Origin of the sequence: Erythrobacter sp. HI0063, assembly GCF_001635685.1 — a bacterium.
GTDB lineage: Bacteria > Pseudomonadota > Alphaproteobacteria > Sphingomonadales > Sphingomonadaceae > Qipengyuania.
Genome location: NZ_LWFF01000313.1, coordinates 1 through 20,234, shown reverse-complemented (window position 1 = coordinate 20,234; position 20,234 = coordinate 1). Strand labels below are relative to the sequence as shown.

Genomic DNA, 20,234 nt, shown 5'->3' with positions numbered 1-20,234 from the left:
CGAGGCTGTGCCGGTCGAGATCTGCGAGCGAGAGCTTACCCGAGCCGCTTCGCCACCAGCGCCTTCAGATCCGCTTCGCTGCGCGCGCCGTAATGCGAGATGATTTCCGCCGCACAGACCGCGCCCATGGTGAGGCAGGTTTCGAGGCTCTCGCCGCGCGCATGGCCGGTGAGGAAACCTGCCGCGAAGAGGTCGCCCGCACCCGTAGTGTCGACCACCTTGTCGACCGGTTCGGCAGGGACTTCCGCGCGGGTTTCCCCCTGCACGGCGACTGCACCTTTGGCGCTGCGCGTCGCGACGACGGTGGGGATCTTGCCGCTCAGACTGGCGAGGCCTGCGTCGAAATCAGCCTCGCCCGTCAGCGTCGCCAGTTCGGTTTCGTTGACGAACAGGATGTCGATCTGTCCTTCGTCGATCAGAGCGCTGAAATCGTCGCCGTGGCGATCGATCACGAAGCTTTCGCTGGCCGTGAAGGCGACCTTGCGGCCCGCTTTGCGCGCAACTTCGATCGCGCGGCGCATGGCACGGCGCGGCTCTTCCGGATCCCAGAGATAGCCTTCGAGATAGAGGATGCCCGCGCTGGCGATCAGATCGTCGTCGAGCGCTTCGGCGGGCAGGAACTGGGTCGCGCCCAGAAACGTATTCATCGTCCGCTCGCCATCGGGCGTCACGAAGATGAGGCAGCGCGCGGTGGGCAGGCTGTCCTCGCTGCCCTCGGCAGGGCGAGAGGGCGTCTCGTAATCGACGCCGATGGCGCGGATGTCGTGCGTGAAGACTTCGCCCAGCTGATCGTCCGCCACCTGGCCCACGAATGCGCATTTCGCGCCCAGAGCCGCCATCCCCGCCAGCGTGTTGGCCGCCGATCCGCCGGAGATTTCCTTGGCCGGACCCATCGCCTGATAGAGTTCGTCCGCCCGCGCGGTATCGACCAGCGTCATCCCGCCCTTGTTGAGGCCGAGTTCGCCGATCAGCGCGTCTTCGCACGGGGCCATTACGTCGACGATGGCGTTGCCAATGGCGATGACGTCGTATTGGGTCGGGGTGGCGGTATCGGTCATGGATGCTCCAGCGAGAAAATTCATCGTATCGCGCGCGGTTAGCGGTTCGGCGGATCGAGGCCAAGGGCGCGATTGACTTGGCGCTACGCCTCTTCCACTCCGCGCCGCTGATGACGAGCCTGCAATGACGAGCCTGCCCCGGGCCCTCGCCCTGTCGATCGCCCAGCTCGGCGACCGCGCGATCCTGCGCGTGCTCGCGAAGTCCGCAGGCCTGACGCTGGCGATTTTCGCAGGGCTCGGCGCGGCCCTGTGGTGGGCGCTCGATGCCGCGATCGAGGACTGGATCGTCGCTAATCTCCCTGCCGATTACAGCGATGGATTGGCAGGTTTGGTCGCTCTGGTGCTCGGCCTGCTGGCGGCGTGGTTCCTGTTTCGCGTGGTCGCGCTGGCCGTGATCCAGCTTTTCGCGGACGAGATCGTCCAGGCGGTCGAGGCGCGCCATTATCCGCAAGCCGCGGCAGCCGCGCGGACGCTGCCCTTGCGCGAAGACATCGCCAATGGCGTACGCGGCGCAGGGCGCGCGATCCTGTTCAACCTGATCGCCCTGCCCTTCGCGCTGGTGCTGCTGGTAACGGGCATCGGCACCGCGCTGTTGTTCTGGTTCGTCAACGCGCTGCTTCTGGGACGCGAACTGACCGAAATGGTGGCCCTGCGTCATTCTCCGCGCGGAAGCGATAGCGGCCCGGCCATCGGCGCGATCACGCGCTTTGTCCTGGGCGGTATCGTGGCGGCGCTACTCGCCATTCCGTTTCTCAACCTGCTCGCCCCGGTTGTCGGCGCGGCGAGCGCCACGCATCTGATCCATGGGAGGCCGCGCCATGCGCCGGTTTGAATTTTCTCATATGGCGATGCCCGCCGTCTTTTTGGGCCTCGCCCTTTCGGGCTGCGTCGCGACCCCGCCTGCGGGCACGACCGGAACGCCATCCGAGACACAGCGTCCCCGGCCCACCAGCCCGCCGCCGATGACAGTGCCGCAGCCGACACCTGGCACCCAGCCCGGCGCTTTCATCCCCCCGCGGGTGATGAATATGCCCGGCCTCGAAGGCGTGATCGGAAGCAATGCGAGCGCACTCGCCAATCTGTTCGGTCCGCCCCGCCTGCAAGTGCGCGAAGGCGATGCTGTGAAGCTGCAATTCACCGGACAGGCCTGCGTCCTCGACGTCTATCTCTATCCGCTGACCCAGGGCGCGGAGCCGACCGCCACCTATATTGATGCCCGCCGGGCAAGCGACGGGCTGGACGTGGACCGCGCCGCTTGCGTGACCGCGCTCAGGCGTTGAGGCGCTGCTGCGCGCTTATACCATAAAGCTTTCACCGCAGCCGCAGGCACCCTTGGCGTTGGGATTTTCGAATACGAATCCGGCGGTGAAATCATCCTCGCGCCAGTCCATCGTGCTGCCGACCAGATAGAGCACGCTCGCCCCGTCGATGTAAAAAGTGCCGCCGGGGGTTTCGATCTTCTCGTCGAACTTCGCTTCCTCGCTGACGTAATCGACCGAATAGGCGAGGCCCGAACAGCCCCGGCGCGGAGTCGACAGCTTGACGCCGATCGCATCGTCGGGCGCGCGCGCCATCAGATCGGCGACGCGCTGCTCGGCCGCTTCGGTGAGGATGACGGCGGCCTTGGGCATCGGGCGGGTTTTCGTCTCGGTCATAGCATTCCCAGTTCGAGGCGCGCTTCGTCGGTCATCTTTTCCGGGCTCCACGGCGGATCCCAGACCAAATTCACTTCGGCATCGCGCACGCCGGGCACGCTGGCGGCGCGCAGTTCGACTTCGCCCGGCATGCTTTCGGCCACCGGGCAGTGCGGTGTCGTCAGCGTCATCGTGACGATCACGTCGCTGTCCGGCCCCACCTCGACTCCGTAGATCAGGCCGAGATCGTAGATATTGACCGGGATTTCGGGATCGTAGATTTCCTTCAGCGCCGCGATCACCTTCTCGTACAGCTCGCCGCCCGGTTCGCCCGCATTCACCCCTTCGGGCTTCTTCTGGAGAAAGCCTTCGAGATAGTCGCGCTTGCGCTCCAGCTTGGCGCCGACGCTTTCCTCGGGATCCACGGCGTCCGAAACACGCGCGCGCGGCGGCTTCGAAGGCGCGACGACCTGCTCCGTCGGCGAGGGCGCCACGATCTGTTCGGTCGGCGAGGGGGCCGCGATGAAATCCTGGTCCTGATCGGTGTCGGTGGTGCTCATATCTGGTCTCACGCGAAAATCTTGAGAGTGCGATCGATACCGCGAAGCAGCGCGGCGATGTCGCTATCGTCGGAATAGAGGCCGAAACTGGCCCGCGCGGTGGCGGGTACGCCCAGATGCTCCATCAGGGGCTGCGCGCAGTGATGTCCAGCCCGGATCGCGACGTCTTCTTCGTCCAATATGGTGCCGAGATCGTGCGGGTGAACCCCTTCGATGGCGAAAGAGACGATTCCCGCGCTTTCCTCCGGCCCGAACAGCTTGACCGAATTGAGCGTGCGCAATTCCTCGCGCAGCGTCTTCGCCAGCGCGGCTTCGTGCGCAAACAGCCGGTCCGGGCCCTGTTCGGCGACATAGTCGATGGCGGCATGCAGCGCGATCGCTTCGGTGATCATCGGCGTGCCCGCTTCGAAACGCTGCGGCGGCGGGGCATAGGTGCTGCGCGCGAATTCGACCTTTTCGATCATCGCGCCGCCACCCTGCCAGGGCGGCATGTCTTCAAGCAGATCCTTGCGGCCCCACAACACGCCGATCCCGGTCGGCCCGTAAAGCTTGTGGCCGGAGAAGACGTAGAAATCGCAGCCCAGCGCTGTCATGTCGAGCGCCATACGCGGCGCGCTCTGGCACCCGTCGAGCAGCAGTTTCGCGCCCACGGAATGCGCCAGATCGGCGGCGGCGCGCGCGTCCAGCACCGATCCGAGCACGTTCGAGACATGCGCCAGCGAGACGATCTTCGTGCGCGGAGTCAGGATATCCTCCAGCGCGCCGAGATCGATCCGCCCATCCTCGGTCAGCGGGCAGACGTCGATGACGGCACCGGTCCGCTCCGCGATCATCTGCCATGGCACGATATTGGAATGATGTTCCAGCATGGAGAGGACGATCCGGTCGCCCTCGCGCAGGTTTGCCATTCCCCAGCTCTGGGCGACAAGGTTGATCCCCTCGGTCGCCCCGCGCACGAAGACCACTTCGTCGTCGCTATCCGCGCCGATGAAGTCCGCCACACGCCGCCGCGCCGCTTCGTAACCCAGCGTCATCTGCGCACTGCGGCCATAGACGCCGCGATGCACGGTCGCATAATCCGCACCCAGCGCGCGCGTCATCGCGTCGATCACCTTTTGCGGCTTCTGCGACGACGCGGCGGTGTCGAGATAGTGCCACGGCTTGCCGTCCGCCGTCAGGAGGCCGGGAAAGTCCGCCTTGCCTGTAAGGACAGCCGCCTCGCTCACAGGTGCTTGTCCAGCTTGCCCAGTGCGACATCCATCAGGCGCTCGCTCTCTTCCTCGTCCTCCAGAGCCACGAAGGCATCGCCGAGAAAGGCGCGGACGAGCAGTTTGCGCGCGGTTTCGGGCGGCAGGCCGCGCGCCGCCATGTAATAGCGCGCCTGTTCGTCCAATTGGCCGACCGTGGCGCCGTGGGCGCATTTGACATCGTCGGCATAGATTTCGAGCTGGGGGACCGAGTTCACGCTCGCGCCCTTTTCCAGCAGCAGACCCTTGAAGTCCTGCTTGGCATCGACCTTCTGCGCATCGCGCGCAACGTCGATCCGGCCGAGGAAATTGCCGGTGCCCTGCCCCCAATGGACGCCGCGCACCACCTGATTGCTGGTAGCGTTCGGGTGATCGTGCGCGATGCGGGTGACGAATTCGCGCGTCGTGTCGCGCCCGCCGAGCGTGACGCCGCCGAACTCAAAGTGCCCGCCTTCTTCGACCAAAACGACCATTTCGACCCGGCCCAACCGGCCCGAAGCGATCACGCCGAATATTTCGCAGGTGGCATTCTTGCGCACGTTGATGCGCAGGCGGCGCAGTTCGGTGGCATCGCTGACCGCATCGCCTTCATCGGCGATAACGATCGTGTCACGAAAGGTTTCGCCTTCGGCCACGTCGATATCGTGCCATTGGTCGAACGTGCCGAGGTCCATGCCTGAAAGCGCGTCCGTGTTCGAATAGCGCCAGGCTTCGTCTTTCCGCGTCGGGAGGATGATCGCTTCGCTCACGCCGCCTCCGCCATCACCGCGTCATAGCCTTCGGCTTCGAGCCGCTGCGACAGGTCGGCATCGCCCGTCTTCACGATCCGCCCCTGCGACAGGATATGGACGAAGTCCGGCTTCACGTAATCGAGCAGGCGCTGGTAATGCGTGATCAGCAGAACGCCCTTGTCGGGCTTGCGCATGATCGCGTTGATCCCGTTCCCCACGGTCTTCAGCGCATCGATGTCGAGCCCGCTATCGGTCTCGTCCAGAACGGCCAGTTTCGGGTCGAGAATGCCCATCTGGACCATCTCGGCGCGCTTCTTCTCGCCGCCCGAAAAGCCGACATTCACCTGCCGCTTGAGCATTTCCATGTCGAGCTTGAGCAGAGCCGCCTGTTCCTTGGCGTGCTTCAGGAATTCGCCGCCCGACAGCGGCTCTTCTTCGCGCGCCTGACGCTGGGCGTTGAGCGCCTCGCGCAGGAACTGGACGTTGGAGACGCCGGGGATTTCGACCGGATACTGGAAGCCCAGGAAAAGTCCCGCCGCCGCGCGCTCGTGCGGGTCCAGATCGAGCAGGTCTTCGCCCGCGAATGTCACGCTGCCGCCGGTCACTTCGTATCCCGGCCTTCCGCCGAGCACATAGGCGAGCGTCGACTTGCCCGCGCCATTGGGGCCCATGATGGCATGGACCTCGCCCGCATTCACGCTGAGCGAGAGGCCGTTGAGGATTTGCTTGCCGTCTATTTCGGCGTGGAGGTTTTTGATTTCGAGCATGTCTGTTATCTCGTCTGGTCGCGATGCGGGCCCGGTTTGCGGGGCCGCGAATAATGCTGGTTGGGATTGGCCGCGGCATGGGCGCGCGCGGCCTCTTTCTTGTCGGCAATGCGGCTGCGCATGCCGAGCGTGATGCGCTGGAGCACGCTGTCGATGTCCGTCAGGATGTCGGAGGCGGCGATCCGCATGACGCGGATGCCGACCGATTCGAGGCTCTTGTCGCGACGTTTCGCCAGCGCTTCATCCGCGCCCTCCTCGTCGATCATGATCGCCATGCCGAGATTGTGGCAGTTGAAGTCCACGATCGCGCTGCCGACCACGGCGAAGCGCTTGAAGGTATAGCGGCCCATATCCGCCTTGGCGAACTTCTCGGCGAGCGCCTTGTGCGCTTCGGAGGAATGGCGCCGCAGCTCGCGCGCCTGTTCGTGCAGGACGTCGAGCCGCTTGTCCGAAATCTCCCACCCACGGCCCTTCTTCTTGAGCGCGGGAGCGGTGTCGTCGGTTTCCGACGGATCGCGGAGCTGGAGGGTCTTGCGGTCGGTCTCTGTCATCAGTCCTGTTCCGTCACCGGTTCAGCCATCGGAGCTTTGTAAGGAGCCTGGAAATCGTCGAACTCATCCAAAAATGCTAAAACGCGATTCCTTCTGTTCTCTTCATTGTCGCCGACGCCATGCTTTCGATACAATTCGGCTCCGTACTCAACGGCATCGGTTCGCAATTGATCGCAGTTTTCTGGCTGATCAGTAAGATCGATGGGCTCGCCGTCGGATTGTACCGTATCGTACTGCTTGGCAGTGACACACATCATGTATGGCATCACCGCGGGCACGATCTCGTCGGGAACGTCCAGCGAGCGCGAGACGGTGACGATGCTGCTCTCCGTCTCTTCTATTTCCTCTACCGTCGAAACGGTGGCGGCTTGGGCCATACCCAGGACACTCATAAGCAAAAGAAACATCACCCCACGCTCCCCTCGAGCGAGATCGCCAGCAGCTTCTGCGCTTCGACTGCGAATTCCATCGGCAGCTGCTTCATCACTTCCTTGGCGAAGCCGTTGACGATCAGCGCGATCGCCTCTTCCTCGCCGAGGCCGCGTTGCTGGGCATAGAACAGCTGGTCGTCCGAAATCTTGGAGGTAGTCGCCTCGTGCTCGATCTGGGCGCTGGGGTTCTTGACCTCGATATAGGGCACGGTGTGCGCGCCGCATTTGTCGCCCAATAGCAGGCTGTCGCATTCGGTGCGGTTGCGGACATTGTCGGCGTTGGCGGCCACGCGCACGAGCCCACGATAAGTGTTGTTCGACTTGCCCGCCGAAATCCCCTTGGAGATGATGGTCGAGCGCGAACCGCGCCCGTTGTGGATCATCTTGGTGCCGGTGTCGGCCTGCTGATGATTGTTCGTCACCGCGACCGAGTAGAATTCGCCCACGCTGTCCTCGCCGTTGAGGACGCAGCTGGGATATTTCCACGTGACGGCAGAACCGGTTTCGACCTGGGTCCAGCTGATCTTGGACCGCGCGCCCTGGCACAGGCCCCGCTTGGTGACGAAATTGTAGATCCCGCCCTTGCCTTCCGCATTGCCGGGATACCAGTTCTGGACGGTCGAATACTTGATCTCCGCATCGTCCAGCGCGACCAGTTCCACGACGGCGGCGTGCAGCTGGTTCTCGTCGCGCATCGGCGCGGTGCAGCCTTCGAGATAGCTGACATAGCTACCCTTTTCCGCCACGATCAGCGTGCGCTCGAACTGGCCGGTGTTTTCCGCATTGATGCGGAAATAGGTGCTGAGCTCCATCGGGCAGCGCACACCTTCGGGGATGTAGACGAAGGTGCCGTCCGAGAAGACCGCGCTGTTGAGCGTGGCGAAATAATTGTCGCGCTGCGGCACCACCTTGCCGAGCCATTTCTTCACCAGCTCGGGATATTCGCGGATCGCCTCGCTGATGGAGCGGAAGATGACGCCTGCCGCTTCCAGCTCCTTGCGAAAGGTGGTGGCGACGCTGACGCTGTCGAAAACCGCGTCCACCGCGACCTTGCGCGCGCCTTCCACGCCCGCGAGCACTTCCTGCTCCGCGATCGGGATGCCGAGCTTGTCGTAAACCGCCTTGATGTCGGGATCGAGCTCGTCGAGCGATTCCAGCTTCGGCTTGGCCTTGGGCTCGGCGTAATAATAGGCATCCTGATAATCGATCTCGGGATAGCCGAGCTTCGCCCAGTCCGGCTCTTCCATGTCCTGCCACAGGCGAAAGGCCTTCAGCCGCCAGTCGAGCATCCATTCGGGCTCCTTCTTCTTGGCGGAGATATATTTGACAGTGTCTTCGTTCAGGCCCTTGGGCGCGAATTCGGTGTCGATGTCCGAATGCCAGCCGAATTCGTATTCGGCGGCGCGCGCCGCGGCATCGCGGGCGTCCTGATCCTGAACGGGTTCCTGAAGGTCTACGGTGTCGGTCATGCCAGTTCTTTCGGAGCGTGTGTCTTGGACGCGTGAGAGGCAGGCGCGTCGGCCAATTGGGTGAGCGGTATTCCGGCGAGCGCGCCGCGCAGGGCGCCGTTGATGACGGGCCAGTGGGGGCGCAGGCTGCAATCCTGGCCGATCGTGCAATCCTGCCCTTCGACGCAGGCGGTCAGCGCGATCGGGCCTTCCACCGCCTCGACGATATCGGCGACGCTGATCGCGGCGGCCGGTCGCGCGAGCTGCAATCCGCCACCCGCCCCGCGCACCGAACGCAGCAAACCCGCCGCGCTCAATTTGCTGACGAGCTTCTGCACGGTGGGGACCGGAAGCCCGGTTTCCGCCGCCAATTCCGCCGCACTCGTCCGCCCGCCACCGCAATGACGCGCGGCGGCGTGCATGGTGACGACGGCATAGTCGGCGAGATTGCTGAGGCGCATGCTGGCCAAATCGGAGCAATGCGGTCCGATTTCAACCGAAAACGGTTTGTTGCGAGTCGTTATTATGTTTGTGTTTCGCATCCCCGCCGGGATGCGAAATCCTCGCGCCTATCGGCGCTGCGGACGCGCGGTCGCGCTTGCGGGCCTACGGCCCGTGCTCCGCGACCAAGCCTTTGGGCCTGGAATGGTCCGGTCCGCGACCAGCGGACCGCAAGGGCACGCGCCCGCCCCGCAGGTGCCCGACCGAAGGGAGGAACAGCACCGAGGACGAAGCCACGGAGGTGGCTTCGAAACACAAAAACTCGCCCCAGCGGAGGCGGGTTCGCAAAACAAAGCTTCCGCCTATTTTTCTTCAGCGATCCAGGCGTCGACATTCTCTTCCATGATCGCCAGCGGCACCGGGCCGGTTTTCAGAATCACATCATGGAAGCCGCGGATGTCGAAATCGTCGCCCAGCGCAGTCTGCGCCCGGTCGCGCAGTTCCATGATCTTGAGCTTGCCGATCATGTAGGCGGTCGCCTGCCCCGGATAGACGATATAGCGTTCGATCGCCTTCTCGATATCGCCGGGCGGGTTGGGCGTGTTGTCCGTGAGGTACTGGATCGCCCGCTCGCGGCTCCAGCGCTTGTGGTGGATGCCGGTATCGACCACCAAGCGCGCCGCCCGCCATAGTTCCATCCCGAGCCGTCCGAAATCGGAATAGGGATCGGTATAGAAGCCCATATCCTTGCCCAATTCCTCCGAATAGAGCCCCCAGCCCTCGCTATAGGCAGTGACTCCGCCGAAGCGGCGGAAGGGCGGCACATCGCCCAATTGGGTCTGGATCGAGAGCTGGAGGTGGTGGCCCGGAAGCCCCTCGTGATAGGCGAGCGCTTCGAGCTCGTTCTTGCTCATGTCCTTGAGATTGTAGAGATTGACGTAATAGGTCCCCGGCCGCGATCCGTCGGGCGCGGGGCGCTGGTAGAAGGCCTTGCCCGCGCTTTTTTCGCGGAACGCTTCGACCGGCTTGATCACCAGCGGATCGCTCGGCAGCGTATTGAAGAAGTCCGGCAGGCGGGCCTCCATCGCGTCCAGCTTGGCCTCCGCATCCGCCAGATAGGCTTCGCGCGTATCGTAGAAGAAGCGATCGTCGGTGCGGGTGTATTCGAAGAAATCCTGGAGATCGCCTTCGAACCCGACCTGATCCATGATCGTGCGCATCTCGCCATGGATACGCTCGACCTCGCGCAGGCCGATCGCGTGGATCTGGTCGGCGGTGAGATCGGTGGTGGTGTAGTTCTTCAGCAGCGCCGAATAATAGGCCGCCCCGTCGTCGAAACGCCAGATCCCGTCATCGGTCGGCGCCATCGTCTGCTGGCGCTGCATTTCGGCGAGCAGGCGCTGGTAGGCGGGACGCGCGCTCTGGCTCCAGGCCGTTTCGGCGCGCGCGATCAGCGCTCCGCTCTGCGCTTCACCCAGCTCGAGCTTTTCCACCTTGCCGCGGAAATCTTCCAGAATGGCGTTCTCGCGCCCGTCTTCGAGAAGGTTCTCGATGTCCGAGATGACATAGGGATAAACCCAATCGGGCGGCATCACGCCCGCCCCCGCCCGTTCGCGCGATTCGGCAGTAAGCGTATCGAGCACTGCACCGAGCCCTTCGATCCGGCTGACGTAATCCGCCGCCTGATCCGCATTGGCGACCGAATGGATGTTGATGAGGAAAGCGGGCAGCTGGCTCTGCGCGCCGTTCATCTGGTCGAAGACGTATCCGTTCTCGCGGAAGGGAAACAGCATCGCGCTGTTCTTCGCTTGATAGTCGAACAGGCGGTAGGACAGCGTATCCTGCGGCGAGAGATTTGCAGGCGCGTATTCGGCGCGCATGGTCGCCGCAGTCGTCTGCTGAAGTCGCTCCTCGGCGATCGTCGCAGCATCGGAGAAATCGCCCCAGCGCCCGTAATCCTCGTCGCGAATGCCGCGATAGGCTTTGGATAGGGGCGACAAAGCGAGCTGCGCCTGATCGTAATTTTCGAAGAAAGTGCCGATATCGGCGCTCGCGCGCGGGGCGGCAGGAGCGGCGACCGCGCCGTTTGCGGCGGGCGCTTCGTTCATCGCCGTCGCGCATCCGCCAAGCGCCAGCGCGCACACACCGGCCAGATATCCCTGCAGCGACCGTTTCGTCGAAATAGCCATCGTCAAACTCTCCCAAAACTTGCGTTGCCGGGGCGCTAGCGCGTCGGAGCGGGTCTTGGCCAGCCGAAAGCGGACGGTAACGATTTGGACGAGCGCCAAAAAAAGGGCGGCCCTGCCGAAATCGGAAGGCCGCCCCTCAAAGGTGAGAACCCGTCGCAAGAAGCGCCGAGCCCTTCGGGTCGCATTTCCGGTTTACGCGTAAGTGTGTGGCTCGAATAGGACAGATGCGACAAGTTGCAGCGCGTCAAGGTATCAAATGATATCGTTTGGCGGTTTTTTGATGTTCGAATCGCATCGTCTCGACACGATTCGGTGAACGCGCCATAGCGCCAGAGATGCTGTTCGATCTCCTGCGCCCCGCGATCTTCGCGCTCGATCCAGAGCGTGCCCACACCCTGACGGTGGCGGCGCTGAAACATCTGCCGCCGGGTCGCAAGCCCGCCCCCGGGCCGCTGGCGACAGAGGTCGCCGGGCTGACCTTTCCCAATCCGGTCGGTCTGGCTGCCGGTTTCGACAAGAATGGCGAAGTGCCCGACGCCATGCTGGGAATGGGGTTCGGTTTCGTGGAGGTCGGATCGATCACGCCGCGCCCGCAGGAAGGCAATCCGAAGCCTCGCCTGTTCCGCCTGGCCGAGGATCGCGCGGTCATCAACCGGATGGGATTCAACAATCGCGGCGGGGCCGAAGCGGCACAGCGTCTGTCTGCGCGGCGGACACGCGGCGGGATCGTCGGCATCAATGTCGGTGCCAACAAGGACAGCGCCGATCGCGTCGGCGATTACGCGGCGATGACGCGGCTGATGGCTCCGCTGGCAAGCTATCTGGCGATCAATATCTCCAGCCCCAACACGCCCGGCCTGCGCGCATTGCAGGACGAAAGCGCGCTCACCGGCCTGATCGACGGCGTAATGGATGCTCGGGAAGAGGTCTGCCGCCCCGGATCGGACACGCCGCCCCCGCCGGTCTTCCTGAAAGTCGCGCCGGATCTGGAACCTGCCGATATCGACGCCATCGCGCGAATCGCCATCGACAAGGGCCTCGGCGCGCTGATCGTATCGAACACCACGATCTCGCGCCCCGATCTCGTCTCGCGGCACCGCGAAGAGACGGGCGGCCTGTCCGGTGCCCCGTTACGCAACCTCGCTCTCCAGCGCGTGCGCGATTTCCGCAAGGCGACGGGCGGAGCAATTCCGCTCGTCGGCGTCGGCGGCATTGCACATGCCGAAGACGCCTGGGCCCGCATCCGCGCAGGCGCGAGCCTGGTGCAGCTCTATTCCGCACTCGTCTACGAAGGGCCCGGCCTCGCGCGCAAAATGGTGCGCGGCCTGGAAAAGCTCATGCGCCGCGACGGATTCGCCTCGATTGCCGAAGCGGTCGAAAGCGAATAGCAAAGCAGGCATGATCAAACCCGCCACTCGCAGCCTCGCCGCCATCCTGTTTCTCACCGGCGCTTCCGCCGTGAATGCGCAGAAGGCGGCCAGTCCGGCTGACCTGCCCTTCATCGGCAGCGTAAGCGCCGCCGATCCGCGCGCCGAAGCCGCAGGCATGGCGATGCTGAAACGCGGCGGCAGCGCCACCGACGCCGCGATCGCCACCATGCTCGCACTTACCGTGGTCGAACCGCAAAGCAGCGGGATCGGTGGTGGCGGATTCCTGGTGCGCGGCGCGGCGGATGGATCGGTCGAGACCGTCGACGGGCGCGAGACGGCCCCGATGGGGGCGACGCCCGACTGGTTCCTGAATGCGGATGGATCGGTCCCACCCTTCATGGACAGCGTGCTGAGCGGCCTCAGCGTGGGCGTACCGGGCAATATCGCGCTCGCCGCCGAAGCGCATGCGCGCCATGGGACGCTGCCCTGGGCAGTCCTGTTCGAACCGGCGATCGAACTGGCGCGGGACGGATTTCCCATAAACGTCCGCCTCGCGCAATCGCTGACCCAGTCGCGCGATCGCGCCGCGGCGAACGAAGGTGGGCGCGCTCTGTTCTACGACGATCAGGGCCGCCCGCTCCCGGCGGGAACGCTGGTGCGCAATCCGGAACTCGCCCGCACCTTCGAAGCGATCGCGAAGGGTGGCCGCGAGGTTTTCTATCGCGGGCCGATCGCAAGCGCGATCGCCGAAACCGTGGCCAGCGAGACACCCCGTCCCGATCCCATGACGCAAGCCGACATCGCCGCGTATCAGGCGAAAGTGCGTGACGGCGTGTGCGGTTCCTATCGCGGCTACCGCGTCTGCGGAATGGGGCCGCCATCATCGGGCGGCGTGGCGGTGTTGCAGATCCTCGGCCAGCTCGAACGGTTCGATCTCGCCGCGCTCGGTCTCGGCAATCCGGTGACATGGCACCTGTTTCTGGAATCCCAGCGCCTCGCCTATGCCGATCGCGAACTCTACATCGCCGACAGCGATTTCGTCTCGGTCCCGGTCGATGGCCTGCTCGATCGCGCCTATCTGGCCGAGCGCAGTGCGCTGATCTCTCCCGACCGGACCATGGACGAAGCGCGCCCTGGGATGCCGCGCGGGGCGCAGAACGCGCTGGCCGATGGGGACGAGCCCGAAGAACGCGGCACATCGCATATCGCGGCGGTCGATGCGGCAGGCACGATGATCAGCTACACCTCGACCGTGGAAGGCGCGTTCGGTTCGGGGCTGACTGCGAACGGCTTCTATCTCAACAACGAACTCACCGATTTCAGCCGCTCGCCAACGATCGACGGCAAGCCGGTCGCCAATCGTGTCGAGCCGGGCAAGCGCCCGCGCAGCTCGATGGCACCCACCGTCGTGTTCGATCCCGAAGGACGCCCGGTGCTGGCCGTCGGAGCGGCAGGCGGATCGACCATCCCGGTGACGACCGTGCGCGCCATCATCGGCGTGATCGATTTCGGCCTGTCCTCGCGCCAGGCGCTGGCCCTTCCCTTCACCATGGCATTCGGCGACAGCGTCCTTGTCGAAGAAGGCAGCTGGCTCGAACGGCGCATTCCCGCACTCCAGGCGCTCGGCCATACGGACATTTCGGTGCGCGAGGCGCCGATTAAGGCCGGCGCCATCAAGCGCGAAGGCACGATCTGGGAAGCGGCGCGCGATCCGCGGCTGGAAGATGTCCTGCTGATACCGCGCGCGACGCCCCTGCCGTAGGGGCCCTTGCCGTCGCACAGCCTTCTTCGTAAACCCGCCGCCGCTGGGGGGATCGCGCGAACGGGTAACAGGCCCGGGCCGAGCCGCTTCGACACTGTACGCGAGTGAGAGGGAGAAGCCTTTGGTGCTGGACGATATCGATGCCGCCAACAATCTGGTCGAGCTGTTTCTGAAACGTGCCGACGAGAAGGGCGATCAACCTTTCCTCGGCGCGAAAAGGCAAGGCACATGGCAGACGATCAGCTGGCGCGAGGCGGCCGAGCGTGTGTGCCTTCTCGCCGAAAACTTGCGGGGACTGGGCCTGGAAAGTGGCGACCGGGTCGCGCTGGTCAGCGAAAACAGGCCCGAATGGTGCATCGCCGATCTCGGTATCATGGCGGCGGGCTGCATCACCGTTCCCGCCTACACAACAAACACGGAACGCGATCACCAGCACATCCTGGACAATTCGGGTGCGAAGGCGGTCATCGTTTCTACCGATAAGCTGGCCCAGCCGCTGATCCCCGCGATCTTCCGCACCGGCATCGCCAACCACATCATCCCGATCGATTCTGTGCGCGGCTATCAAGGCGGCAATCTCGACTGCCACGGATGGAGCACCATGACCGAAGGGGACGCGGCGAAGGCGCGCGCGGCGGTCGATGCGCGGCTCCGGCAGATCGGGCGCGGCGACACGGCCTGCATTATCTACACCAGCGGCACCGGCGGCGCGCCGCGCGGCGTCCTCCAGCATCACGGCGCGATCCTGTGCAATGCGGCTGGCGCAGGCGCGATCCTGCTCGAGGATTTCGGCATTACCGAAGACGAACGTTTCCTCAGCTTCCTGCCTCTCAGCCACGCTTACGAACATACGGGTGGGCAGTATCTCCCGATCGCGGTCGGCGCGCAGATCTATTACGCCGAAGGTCTCGACAAGCTCGCCAGCAATATCGAGGAGACGCGGCCGACGATCATGGTCGTCGTCCCCCGCCTGTTCGAAGTCCTGCGCACGCGGATCATGAAGCAGATCGCGAAACAGGGGGGTGCGGCGCAGCGTCTGATGGAAGGCGCGCTCGCGCTCGGCCAGCGCCGGGCGGACGGCAAGCGCAAGCTCGGCGATGGCGCGCGCAATCTGGTCTACGAGAAGCTGTTGCGTCCCAAGATCCGCCAGAAATTCGGCGGACGGCTCAAGGCCATGGTCTCGGGCGGCGCGCCGCTCAATCCCGAAGTCGGCGTGTTCTTCGATTCCATGGGGCTGACCCTGCTTCAGGGTTACGGCCAGACCGAGGCCGGGCCGGTCATCAGCTGCAATCGCCCGCGTGCCGGAATCGCGATGGAAAGCGTCGGCCCGCCCATGCGCGGCGTCGAAGTCCGCATTGCCGAGGACGGAGAGATTCTTGTGCGCGGCGAGCTGGTGATGCACGGATACTGGCATAACGATGCCGAGACCGAGCGGGCGATCAAGGATGGCTGGCTGCACACCGGCGATATCGGCCATCTCGACGATAAGGGCCGCATCGTCATCACCGATCGCAAGAAGGACATGATCGTCAACGACAAGGGCGACAATGTCGCGCCGCAAAAGGTCGAAGGCATGCTCACGCTCCAGCCCGAGATCGGCCAGGCGATGGTGGTGGGCGACAAGCGGCCCTATATCGTCGGCCTGATCGTTCCCGACGCGGAATGGATGCTCGAATGGTGCCAGTCGCAGGGCAAGAAGTTCGACTGCAAGCAGGTGGCCGACCTGCCCGAATTCAAGGCCGCGATCCGCGCGGCGGTGGACCGGGTGAACAAGGATCTCTCGGTGGTCGAAAAGGTTCGCCAGATCGTCTTGGCGGACGAACCCTTCACGATCGAGAACGAGGAAATGACACCCTCGATGAAGATCCGCCGCCACAAGATCAAGGAGCGCTACGGCGAGCGGCTGGACGCCCTTTATCGCTGAGGCGCCGTTCTTAGCTGAGGCGCCCGGCCTTCAGGCGGCAGCCTCCGCGATATATTCGGGGTAGAAACCGGGCGCACGGTCGGACCAGCCGGGCGCGGTTGCCGCGGCTTCGCTCAACGACTGGAGCAGCAGCTTGCGGCGCTTGGGCTGGATCTGCGGCAGCGCGGCGGCGGCGCAGAAGGCGCTGGGAAGCCATGGCCGCGCCTCGGCGCCGAGCAGGCGTTCATAGAGGAAACGGAAGCTCGAGAAGCAGTCGATTCGCTCCTGCGCCAGGTCGAAGGCAGCCACACGCGTCAACTTGCCGATAAAGCCCTCGATCGCATCGAAGCCGGTTTCGGACGGGATCGCGTGCCGCAGCGCCTTCAATTCCTGATAGGCGACGTACTGGCTTCGGATCGCGGCATTCTCGCGCGCATTACGGCCCCAGACGCGAAAGGCGTCGCACCGGCCCAGCCCGATATCGAGACTGCGGCGGATGTAACGCTGTTCGGCCGCGGTGAAGCTGGCGAATTCGCGCATTTCGGCGATGGTGACGGACGCTGTCTTCGCAATGGCCATATCCCGGCCCTCCCTGTTTGCGAGAAACAGGTTTCGCCCATGATGGTTAATTTCGCGTTAGCCCTGCAAAAGGTTAGAATCAGTCGCGCCCACGCAGGCGAAATTCCTCCACCGGAACGCCGCCGATCAGATGCTCCTGAATGATCCGTTCGAGCGTGCTGGGCGTGCAGGAGTGATACCAGACGCGGTCCGGCCAGACGACCGCGATCGGCCCCATGGCACAGACCTGGAGGCAGTCCGCCTTGGTGCGCTGGACCCCGCCTTTCGCGTCCGGGCCTTCGCCCCTCTTCGGACCGGCCAGCTTCAACTGCTTCAATCGCGTCTTCAGGAAGCTCCAGGCGGCCTTGCCCTCCTCGCGCGAGCAGCATTTCTGCTTTTCGGCGAGCGCGCACAGAAAGATGTGGCGCTCCACCGCCTCCCCGCCGATCTTGGACAGGGCGCGCTCCGCCTTGCGCAGCTGCTTGTCGCTTTTGTCGTCGCGACTCATTCGGAAACCGTGGCCTCAGGCTTCAGCCAGCGATCGAGCCAGGCGAACACGGTGTTATGCCATTGCAGCGAGTTCTTCGCGTTCAGCACCCAATGGTTCTCGTTCGGAAAGACGAGGAGCTGGCTGGGAATATTGCGTTCCTGCAAGGCGGTGAAGCTCTGGATCCCTTGCGTATAGGGCACGCGGAAGTCCTTTTCGCCCGTGATCACCAGCATCGGGGTCTGCCACTTGTCGACGTAATTGACCGGATTCCACTTCTCGTAGAGCTCAGCCTGCTCGGCATAGGAACCGCCGAAATCCCAGCGCGGAAACCACAATTCTTCGGTCGCGTAATAGAAGCTGCGCATGTCGAACAACCCGTCATGCTGTACCAGGCAATCGAACCGGTCGGGCCACTGGCCCGCGATCCAGTTCATCATGTATCCGCCATAGCTCGCCCCCATGGCGCAGGCGCGCGAGCCATCGATCTGCGGGTCAAGTTCCAGCGCGGCGGCGAGGCCTTTCTTGAGGTCTTCCAGCGGCTTTCCACCCCAGTCGCGGCGAATGCTGTCGGTAAAGGCCTGGCCGTATCCGGTGGAGCCATGGAAATCGACCGAGATCACGGCATAACCCTGACTGGCGACGACGCGCGGGTTCCACCGCGTGGACCAGCCATCGTTGAACGATCCCTGCGGCCCGCCATGGACATAGAGGATTGCGGGCATGGGTCCGCTCCGGTCCGCGAGCTTGGTGATCTGGCCCCAGACCGTATCGCCGTTCGCGCCCTTGAAGCTGAATCGTTCAACCTCCACCGGGGCGAGTGCGCCCACGCGCTGGGCGGAGACCTCGGTCAAAGGCTCGGCCTGGCCGTACCCTTGCGAAAGGAACAGTTCGGCAGGCGCTCCGATCGAATCGCGCGTGAACAGCAGCCGGTCATCGACCAGCGGCGTGACATTGCCGATATGCGCTTCATTGCCCGCCATCAGGTCGAGCCTGTCGATCGCGCCGGTCTGCGGATCGATGCGGAAGGCGGGCGTGTCGAGCACGTCCTGCGCGGTGGCGATCAGATACCGGCTGTCGGGCGTCCAGGCGAGCGTGCCGAAGCTGCGGTCGAAATCCTGCGTCAGCGGTGTGACCACGCCCGTCTTCACATCGCGCAGCATCACCACCATCCGGTCCGCCTCGTAGGTCGGGCGCGCCATGGCGGCATAGGCGAGATACTGGCCGTTGGGCGACGGCGTCGGCAGCGCGTCGTAGGCTTCGTTTGCCTCGGTCAGGTTGACCGGTGCTGTGCCGGAAAGGTCCGAGAACCAGATGTCGAGATTGGTCGACAGCGGCTCGGTCCCGTCCGCCTCGCGCGCGACGAAATAGATGCCGGAGCCGTCGGGCGCCCAGGCGATATCCTCGCCTCCGCCGAACGGTTTGGTCGGAGTATCGCCGTTCGGCCCGCCTGCGCCGACCGGGCCGTCGACAGCCATGCCTGTGCCGGTCGTCTTCCCCTGCGCCAGGTCGAAGACGAAGACGCGGCTGACCGTGCCGGGGGTTTCCCAGCTATCCCAGTGGCGCACGAAGCCTTCGTCGCCCTGATAGAGTCGCCCGTCGCCGGGACCGGTCAGATGCGCGGTCCCATCGGTCTCGCAGCCGAATTGCGGGCATCCGCGCGCAACTTCGGCCCACACTGCGAGCTTGTCTCCTGTGGGAGAGACGGAGAAACCGTCCACGGCAGTGTCGAAACTGCTGACAAGCGTGGGCGTCCCGACCCGCCCCGCAGGCGTCACGCTGGCGCGCCAGACGCGGGTGCGTTCGTCACTCGTAGCGGCCGGCTTGCGATCGGAAAGGAAATAGAGGGCGTTGTCGGGGCCGAAAGCAAGGCTCGACACCGGGCCGCCGAAATCGAGCCGGACCGGCTGGGCGCCTTCGCGCGTAAGGTCGAGCAGATAGGGAATCCCGGTGCGCGCATAGCTCGCCGGGTCCGTTTCGGTGACGGTATAGACTGCCATGCGCCCATCCGCCGATACGGTCGGTGCGCCGAGGCGCGGCATGGTGATGAGGTCCTGCGCGCTCATCGGAGCGGCGCTGGCCGCGTCTGTCGATTGGGCCAGAACCGGTGCCGCGAGAGCGAGAGTGGCGGTACCTGCAGCGAAAAGGGCGAAGCGGGTCGCCGACCTGTAAAGGGTGTTCATGCCCGCGATATTAGCCGCGCCGGATGAACCCGGCAAAGACAAAACCGCTCAGCTGCGCTTGCCCGCAATCCGCGTGATCTCGTCCTTTACCAGCTTTTCGACCATCGGCGGCAGATTGGTGTCGAGCCATTGCGCCAGCATCGGACGCAGCATTTCGCGCACGAGCCCTTCCAGCGAGGTTTCGCCCGAGCGCACGATCTGCGGGCTGGCGCCGGGTTCGGCCAGCATGGCGAGAGCGGCGAAATTGGCCTGCATCGAATTGCGCAACGCCTCGGTCGTGAGCGGCGCTTCGCTGTCGCGATCCTGCGCTTGCGTATCCTCGTCCTCGTCGCGCCCGGCGCCCGCAACCATCGCGTCCTCGTCGAGCTCGAGCACTTCTTCCGCCTCTTCGGCATCGACGGGCTCGATCGGTTCGGAGCGCGCTGCGGAGGGCCGCGCGGCGGACTGCGAGCGTTCGCGCCGCTGGGCGATCGCGCCTTCGCGATTGTCGCGCGCGATCACTTTCTTGATCGAATCGAGAATTTCCTCGACCGATGGTTCGCCCGGTTGGTGCACTGCCCTATCCCCTGAAACTGCCCGCTTCGAACCGCGATGGGCTCCGAATCGCTCCGGCTGCCGAATCGCGTTTGACCTTAATACTCTCTTTCGGGCGCCATTTCATCCGTCTCGAACGGCTGCTCCTCGGGCACCTGCGCGTCGGCAGCGGGAATCGCGACGGTCGAAGCACTCATCGCTTCGGGATCGGGATCGCGGCTCCAGTCCCACCAATTGCCGCTAACGCGGTCGTAATTGGCCACGGGATCGTACAGCACGCCTTCGTCGGCAAGGCCCAGATCGCGTGCTTCGGCCCGGCCCATGGCAGCCNGAAGCGAGAACGCCGCGACGTAGGCGTTGCGCCGCGCGGTGACGAGATC

At 64.5% G+C, this 20,234-nt stretch carries 20 protein-coding genes and 1 pseudogene; 5 read left to right on the top strand and 16 right to left on the bottom strand.

Features of this window, described 5'->3' with window-relative positions; translation table 11 throughout:
• Positions 1 to 35: 35 nt before the first annotated feature.
• Positions 36 to 1,058, bottom strand: a complete 1,023-nt coding sequence (locus A3736_RS11180; RefSeq protein ID WP_067683145.1) for an adenosine kinase — start codon at positions 1,056 to 1,058, stop codon at positions 36 to 38.
• Positions 1,059 to 1,182: 124 nt separating this feature from the next.
• On the opposite strand from A3736_RS11180, the gene A3736_RS11175 reads away from it, so the two are divergent.
• Positions 1,183 to 1,890, top strand: a complete 708-nt coding sequence (locus tag A3736_RS11175) for an EI24 domain-containing protein (protein ID WP_197465585.1) — start codon at positions 1,183 to 1,185, stop codon at positions 1,888 to 1,890.
• A 10-nt stretch (positions 1,891 to 1,900) separates the two neighbouring features.
• Positions 1,901 to 2,338 carry a hypothetical protein gene (locus A3736_RS11170; protein ID WP_067683141.1) on the top strand — a complete coding sequence of 146 codons (438 nt, stop codon included), beginning with the start codon at positions 1,901 to 1,903 and terminating at the stop codon, positions 2,336 to 2,338.
• A 15-nt stretch (positions 2,339 to 2,353) separates the two neighbouring features.
• On the opposite strand, the gene A3736_RS11165 is transcribed toward A3736_RS11170, so the two are convergent.
• The 10 genes from A3736_RS11165 to A3736_RS11120 all read right to left on the bottom strand — a co-directional run bounded on the left by A3736_RS11165 (position 2,354) and on the right by A3736_RS11120 (position 11,057).
• Complete coding sequence (locus A3736_RS11165) at positions 2,354 to 2,713, bottom strand: iron-sulfur cluster assembly accessory protein (RefSeq protein ID WP_067682978.1); 360 nt, start codon at positions 2,711 to 2,713, stop codon at positions 2,354 to 2,356.
• Entirely contained in the window at positions 2,710 to 3,252 is a 543-nt protein-coding gene (locus A3736_RS11160) for an SUF system Fe-S cluster assembly protein (RefSeq protein ID WP_082851451.1), read from the bottom strand. Before A3736_RS11160 ends, A3736_RS11165 begins: the two co-directional genes overlap by 4 nt.
• A gap of 8 nt (positions 3,253 to 3,260) precedes the next feature.
• The gene (locus A3736_RS11155) at positions 3,261 to 4,478 is read right to left on the bottom strand and encodes an aminotransferase class V-fold PLP-dependent enzyme (protein WP_067682976.1); all 1,218 of its coding nucleotides are present in this window, start codon (positions 4,476 to 4,478) and stop codon (positions 3,261 to 3,263) included.
• A complete protein-coding gene (locus A3736_RS11150) occupies positions 4,475 to 5,248 on the bottom strand; it encodes a SufD family Fe-S cluster assembly protein (protein WP_067682974.1) in 774 nt (257 codons plus the stop codon). Before A3736_RS11150 ends, A3736_RS11155 begins: the two co-directional genes overlap by 4 nt.
• A complete protein-coding gene (sufC, locus tag A3736_RS11145; protein ID WP_067682972.1) occupies positions 5,245 to 5,997 on the bottom strand; it encodes a Fe-S cluster assembly ATPase SufC in 753 nt (250 codons plus the stop codon). The genes A3736_RS11150 and sufC overlap by 4 nt, the downstream gene beginning before the upstream one ends.
• A gap of 5 nt (positions 5,998 to 6,002) precedes the next feature.
• A complete protein-coding gene (locus tag A3736_RS11140; protein ID WP_067682970.1) occupies positions 6,003 to 6,548 on the bottom strand; it encodes an endonuclease domain-containing protein in 546 nt (181 codons plus the stop codon).
• The gene (locus A3736_RS11135; RefSeq protein WP_156502092.1) at positions 6,548 to 6,958 is read right to left on the bottom strand and encodes a hypothetical protein; all 411 of its coding nucleotides are present in this window, start codon (positions 6,956 to 6,958) and stop codon (positions 6,548 to 6,550) included. The genes A3736_RS11140 and A3736_RS11135 overlap by 1 nt, the downstream gene beginning before the upstream one ends.
• Positions 6,955 to 8,448: a Fe-S cluster assembly protein SufB gene (gene sufB / locus A3736_RS11130; RefSeq protein WP_067682966.1), complete on the bottom strand. Its 1,494-nt coding sequence runs from the start codon at positions 8,446 to 8,448 to the stop codon at positions 6,955 to 6,957. The genes A3736_RS11135 and sufB overlap by 4 nt, the downstream gene beginning before the upstream one ends.
• Positions 8,445 to 8,888 (bottom strand): SUF system Fe-S cluster assembly regulator, encoded by a 444-nt coding sequence (locus A3736_RS11125; protein ID WP_067682964.1) that lies wholly within the window; start codon positions 8,886 to 8,888, stop codon positions 8,445 to 8,447. Before A3736_RS11125 ends, sufB begins: the two co-directional genes overlap by 4 nt.
• 342 nt (positions 8,889 to 9,230) lie before the next feature.
• Positions 9,231 to 11,057, bottom strand: a complete 1,827-nt coding sequence (locus tag A3736_RS11120; protein ID WP_067682962.1) for a DUF885 family protein — start codon at positions 11,055 to 11,057, stop codon at positions 9,231 to 9,233.
• Positions 11,058 to 11,392: 335 nt separating this feature from the next.
• Here A3736_RS11120 and A3736_RS11115 point away from each other — a divergent pair, with 335 nt between their 5' ends.
• The 3 genes from A3736_RS11115 to A3736_RS11105 all read left to right on the top strand — a co-directional run bounded on the left by A3736_RS11115 (position 11,393) and on the right by A3736_RS11105 (position 16,113).
• Entirely contained in the window at positions 11,393 to 12,445 is a 1,053-nt protein-coding gene (locus tag A3736_RS11115; RefSeq protein WP_067682960.1) for a quinone-dependent dihydroorotate dehydrogenase, read from the top strand.
• 10 nt (positions 12,446 to 12,455) lie between these two features.
• A complete protein-coding gene (gene ggt / locus A3736_RS11110; protein WP_067682959.1) occupies positions 12,456 to 14,189 on the top strand; it encodes a gamma-glutamyltransferase in 1,734 nt (577 codons plus the stop codon).
• Positions 14,190 to 14,310: 121 nt separating this feature from the next.
• Positions 14,311 to 16,113: a long-chain fatty acid--CoA ligase gene (locus A3736_RS11105; RefSeq protein WP_067682958.1), complete on the top strand. Its 1,803-nt coding sequence runs from the start codon at positions 14,311 to 14,313 to the stop codon at positions 16,111 to 16,113.
• 30 nt (positions 16,114 to 16,143) lie between these two features.
• Here the strand turns inward: A3736_RS11105 and A3736_RS11100 are convergent, their stop codons facing one another.
• From A3736_RS11100 to A3736_RS17670, 5 genes and pseudogenes are all read right to left on the bottom strand, one after another.
• A complete protein-coding gene (locus A3736_RS11100) occupies positions 16,144 to 16,671 on the bottom strand; it encodes a hypothetical protein (RefSeq protein WP_067682957.1) in 528 nt (175 codons plus the stop codon).
• 79 nt (positions 16,672 to 16,750) lie between these two features.
• Complete coding sequence (locus A3736_RS11095; protein ID WP_067682955.1) at positions 16,751 to 17,158, bottom strand: ferredoxin; 408 nt, start codon at positions 17,156 to 17,158, stop codon at positions 16,751 to 16,753.
• Positions 17,155 to 19,320 carry a S9 family peptidase gene (locus A3736_RS11090; protein ID WP_067682953.1) on the bottom strand — a complete coding sequence of 722 codons (2,166 nt, stop codon included), beginning with the start codon at positions 19,318 to 19,320 and terminating at the stop codon, positions 17,155 to 17,157. Before A3736_RS11090 ends, A3736_RS11095 begins: the two co-directional genes overlap by 4 nt.
• A gap of 48 nt (positions 19,321 to 19,368) precedes the next feature.
• Positions 19,369 to 19,875, bottom strand: coding sequence for a DUF2497 domain-containing protein (locus A3736_RS11085; RefSeq protein ID WP_067682951.1), 507 nt, complete (start codon positions 19,873 to 19,875; stop codon positions 19,369 to 19,371).
• A 77-nt stretch (positions 19,876 to 19,952) separates the two neighbouring features.
• Positions 19,953 to 20,234 (bottom strand): annotated as a pseudogene (locus A3736_RS17670) (hypothetical protein); the annotation flags it as partial.

Coding starts and splice junctions, on each gene's coding strand:
- A3736_RS11140 (WP_067682970.1), bottom strand. CDS start 6,548: ATGACAGAGACCGACCGCAAGACCCTCCAGCTCCGCGATCCGTCGGAA.
- A3736_RS11180 (WP_067683145.1), bottom strand. CDS start 1,058: ATGACCGATACCGCCACCCCGACCCAATACGACGTCATCGCCATTGGC.
- A3736_RS11125 (WP_067682964.1), bottom strand. CDS start 8,888: ATGCGCCTCAGCAATCTCGCCGACTATGCCGTCGTCACCATGCACGCC.
- A3736_RS11170 (WP_067683141.1), top strand. CDS start 1,901: ATGGCGATGCCCGCCGTCTTTTTGGGCCTCGCCCTTTCGGGCTGCGTC.
- A3736_RS11095 (WP_067682955.1), bottom strand. CDS start 17,158: ATGAGTCGCGACGACAAAAGCGACAAGCAGCTGCGCAAGGCGGAGCGC.
- A3736_RS11090 (WP_067682953.1), bottom strand. CDS start 19,320: ATGAACACCCTTTACAGGTCGGCGACCCGCTTCGCCCTTTTCGCTGCA.
- A3736_RS11160 (WP_082851451.1), bottom strand. CDS start 3,252: ATGAGCACCACCGACACCGATCAGGACCAGGATTTCATCGCGGCCCCC.
- A3736_RS11175 (WP_197465585.1), top strand. CDS start 1,183: ATGACGAGCCTGCCCCGGGCCCTCGCCCTGTCGATCGCCCAGCTCGGC.
- ggt (WP_067682959.1), top strand. CDS start 12,456: ATGATCAAACCCGCCACTCGCAGCCTCGCCGCCATCCTGTTTCTCACC.
- sufC (WP_067682972.1), bottom strand. CDS start 5,997: ATGCTCGAAATCAAAAACCTCCACGCCGAAATAGACGGCAAGCAAATC.
- sufB (WP_067682966.1), bottom strand. CDS start 8,448: ATGACCGACACCGTAGACCTTCAGGAACCCGTTCAGGATCAGGACGCC.
- A3736_RS11115 (WP_067682960.1), top strand. CDS start 11,393: ATGCTGTTCGATCTCCTGCGCCCCGCGATCTTCGCGCTCGATCCAGAG.
- A3736_RS11100 (WP_067682957.1), bottom strand. CDS start 16,671: ATGGCCATTGCGAAGACAGCGTCCGTCACCATCGCCGAAATGCGCGAA.
- A3736_RS11165 (WP_067682978.1), bottom strand. CDS start 2,713: ATGACCGAGACGAAAACCCGCCCGATGCCCAAGGCCGCCGTCATCCTC.
- A3736_RS11120 (WP_067682962.1), bottom strand. CDS start 11,057: ATGGCTATTTCGACGAAACGGTCGCTGCAGGGATATCTGGCCGGTGTG.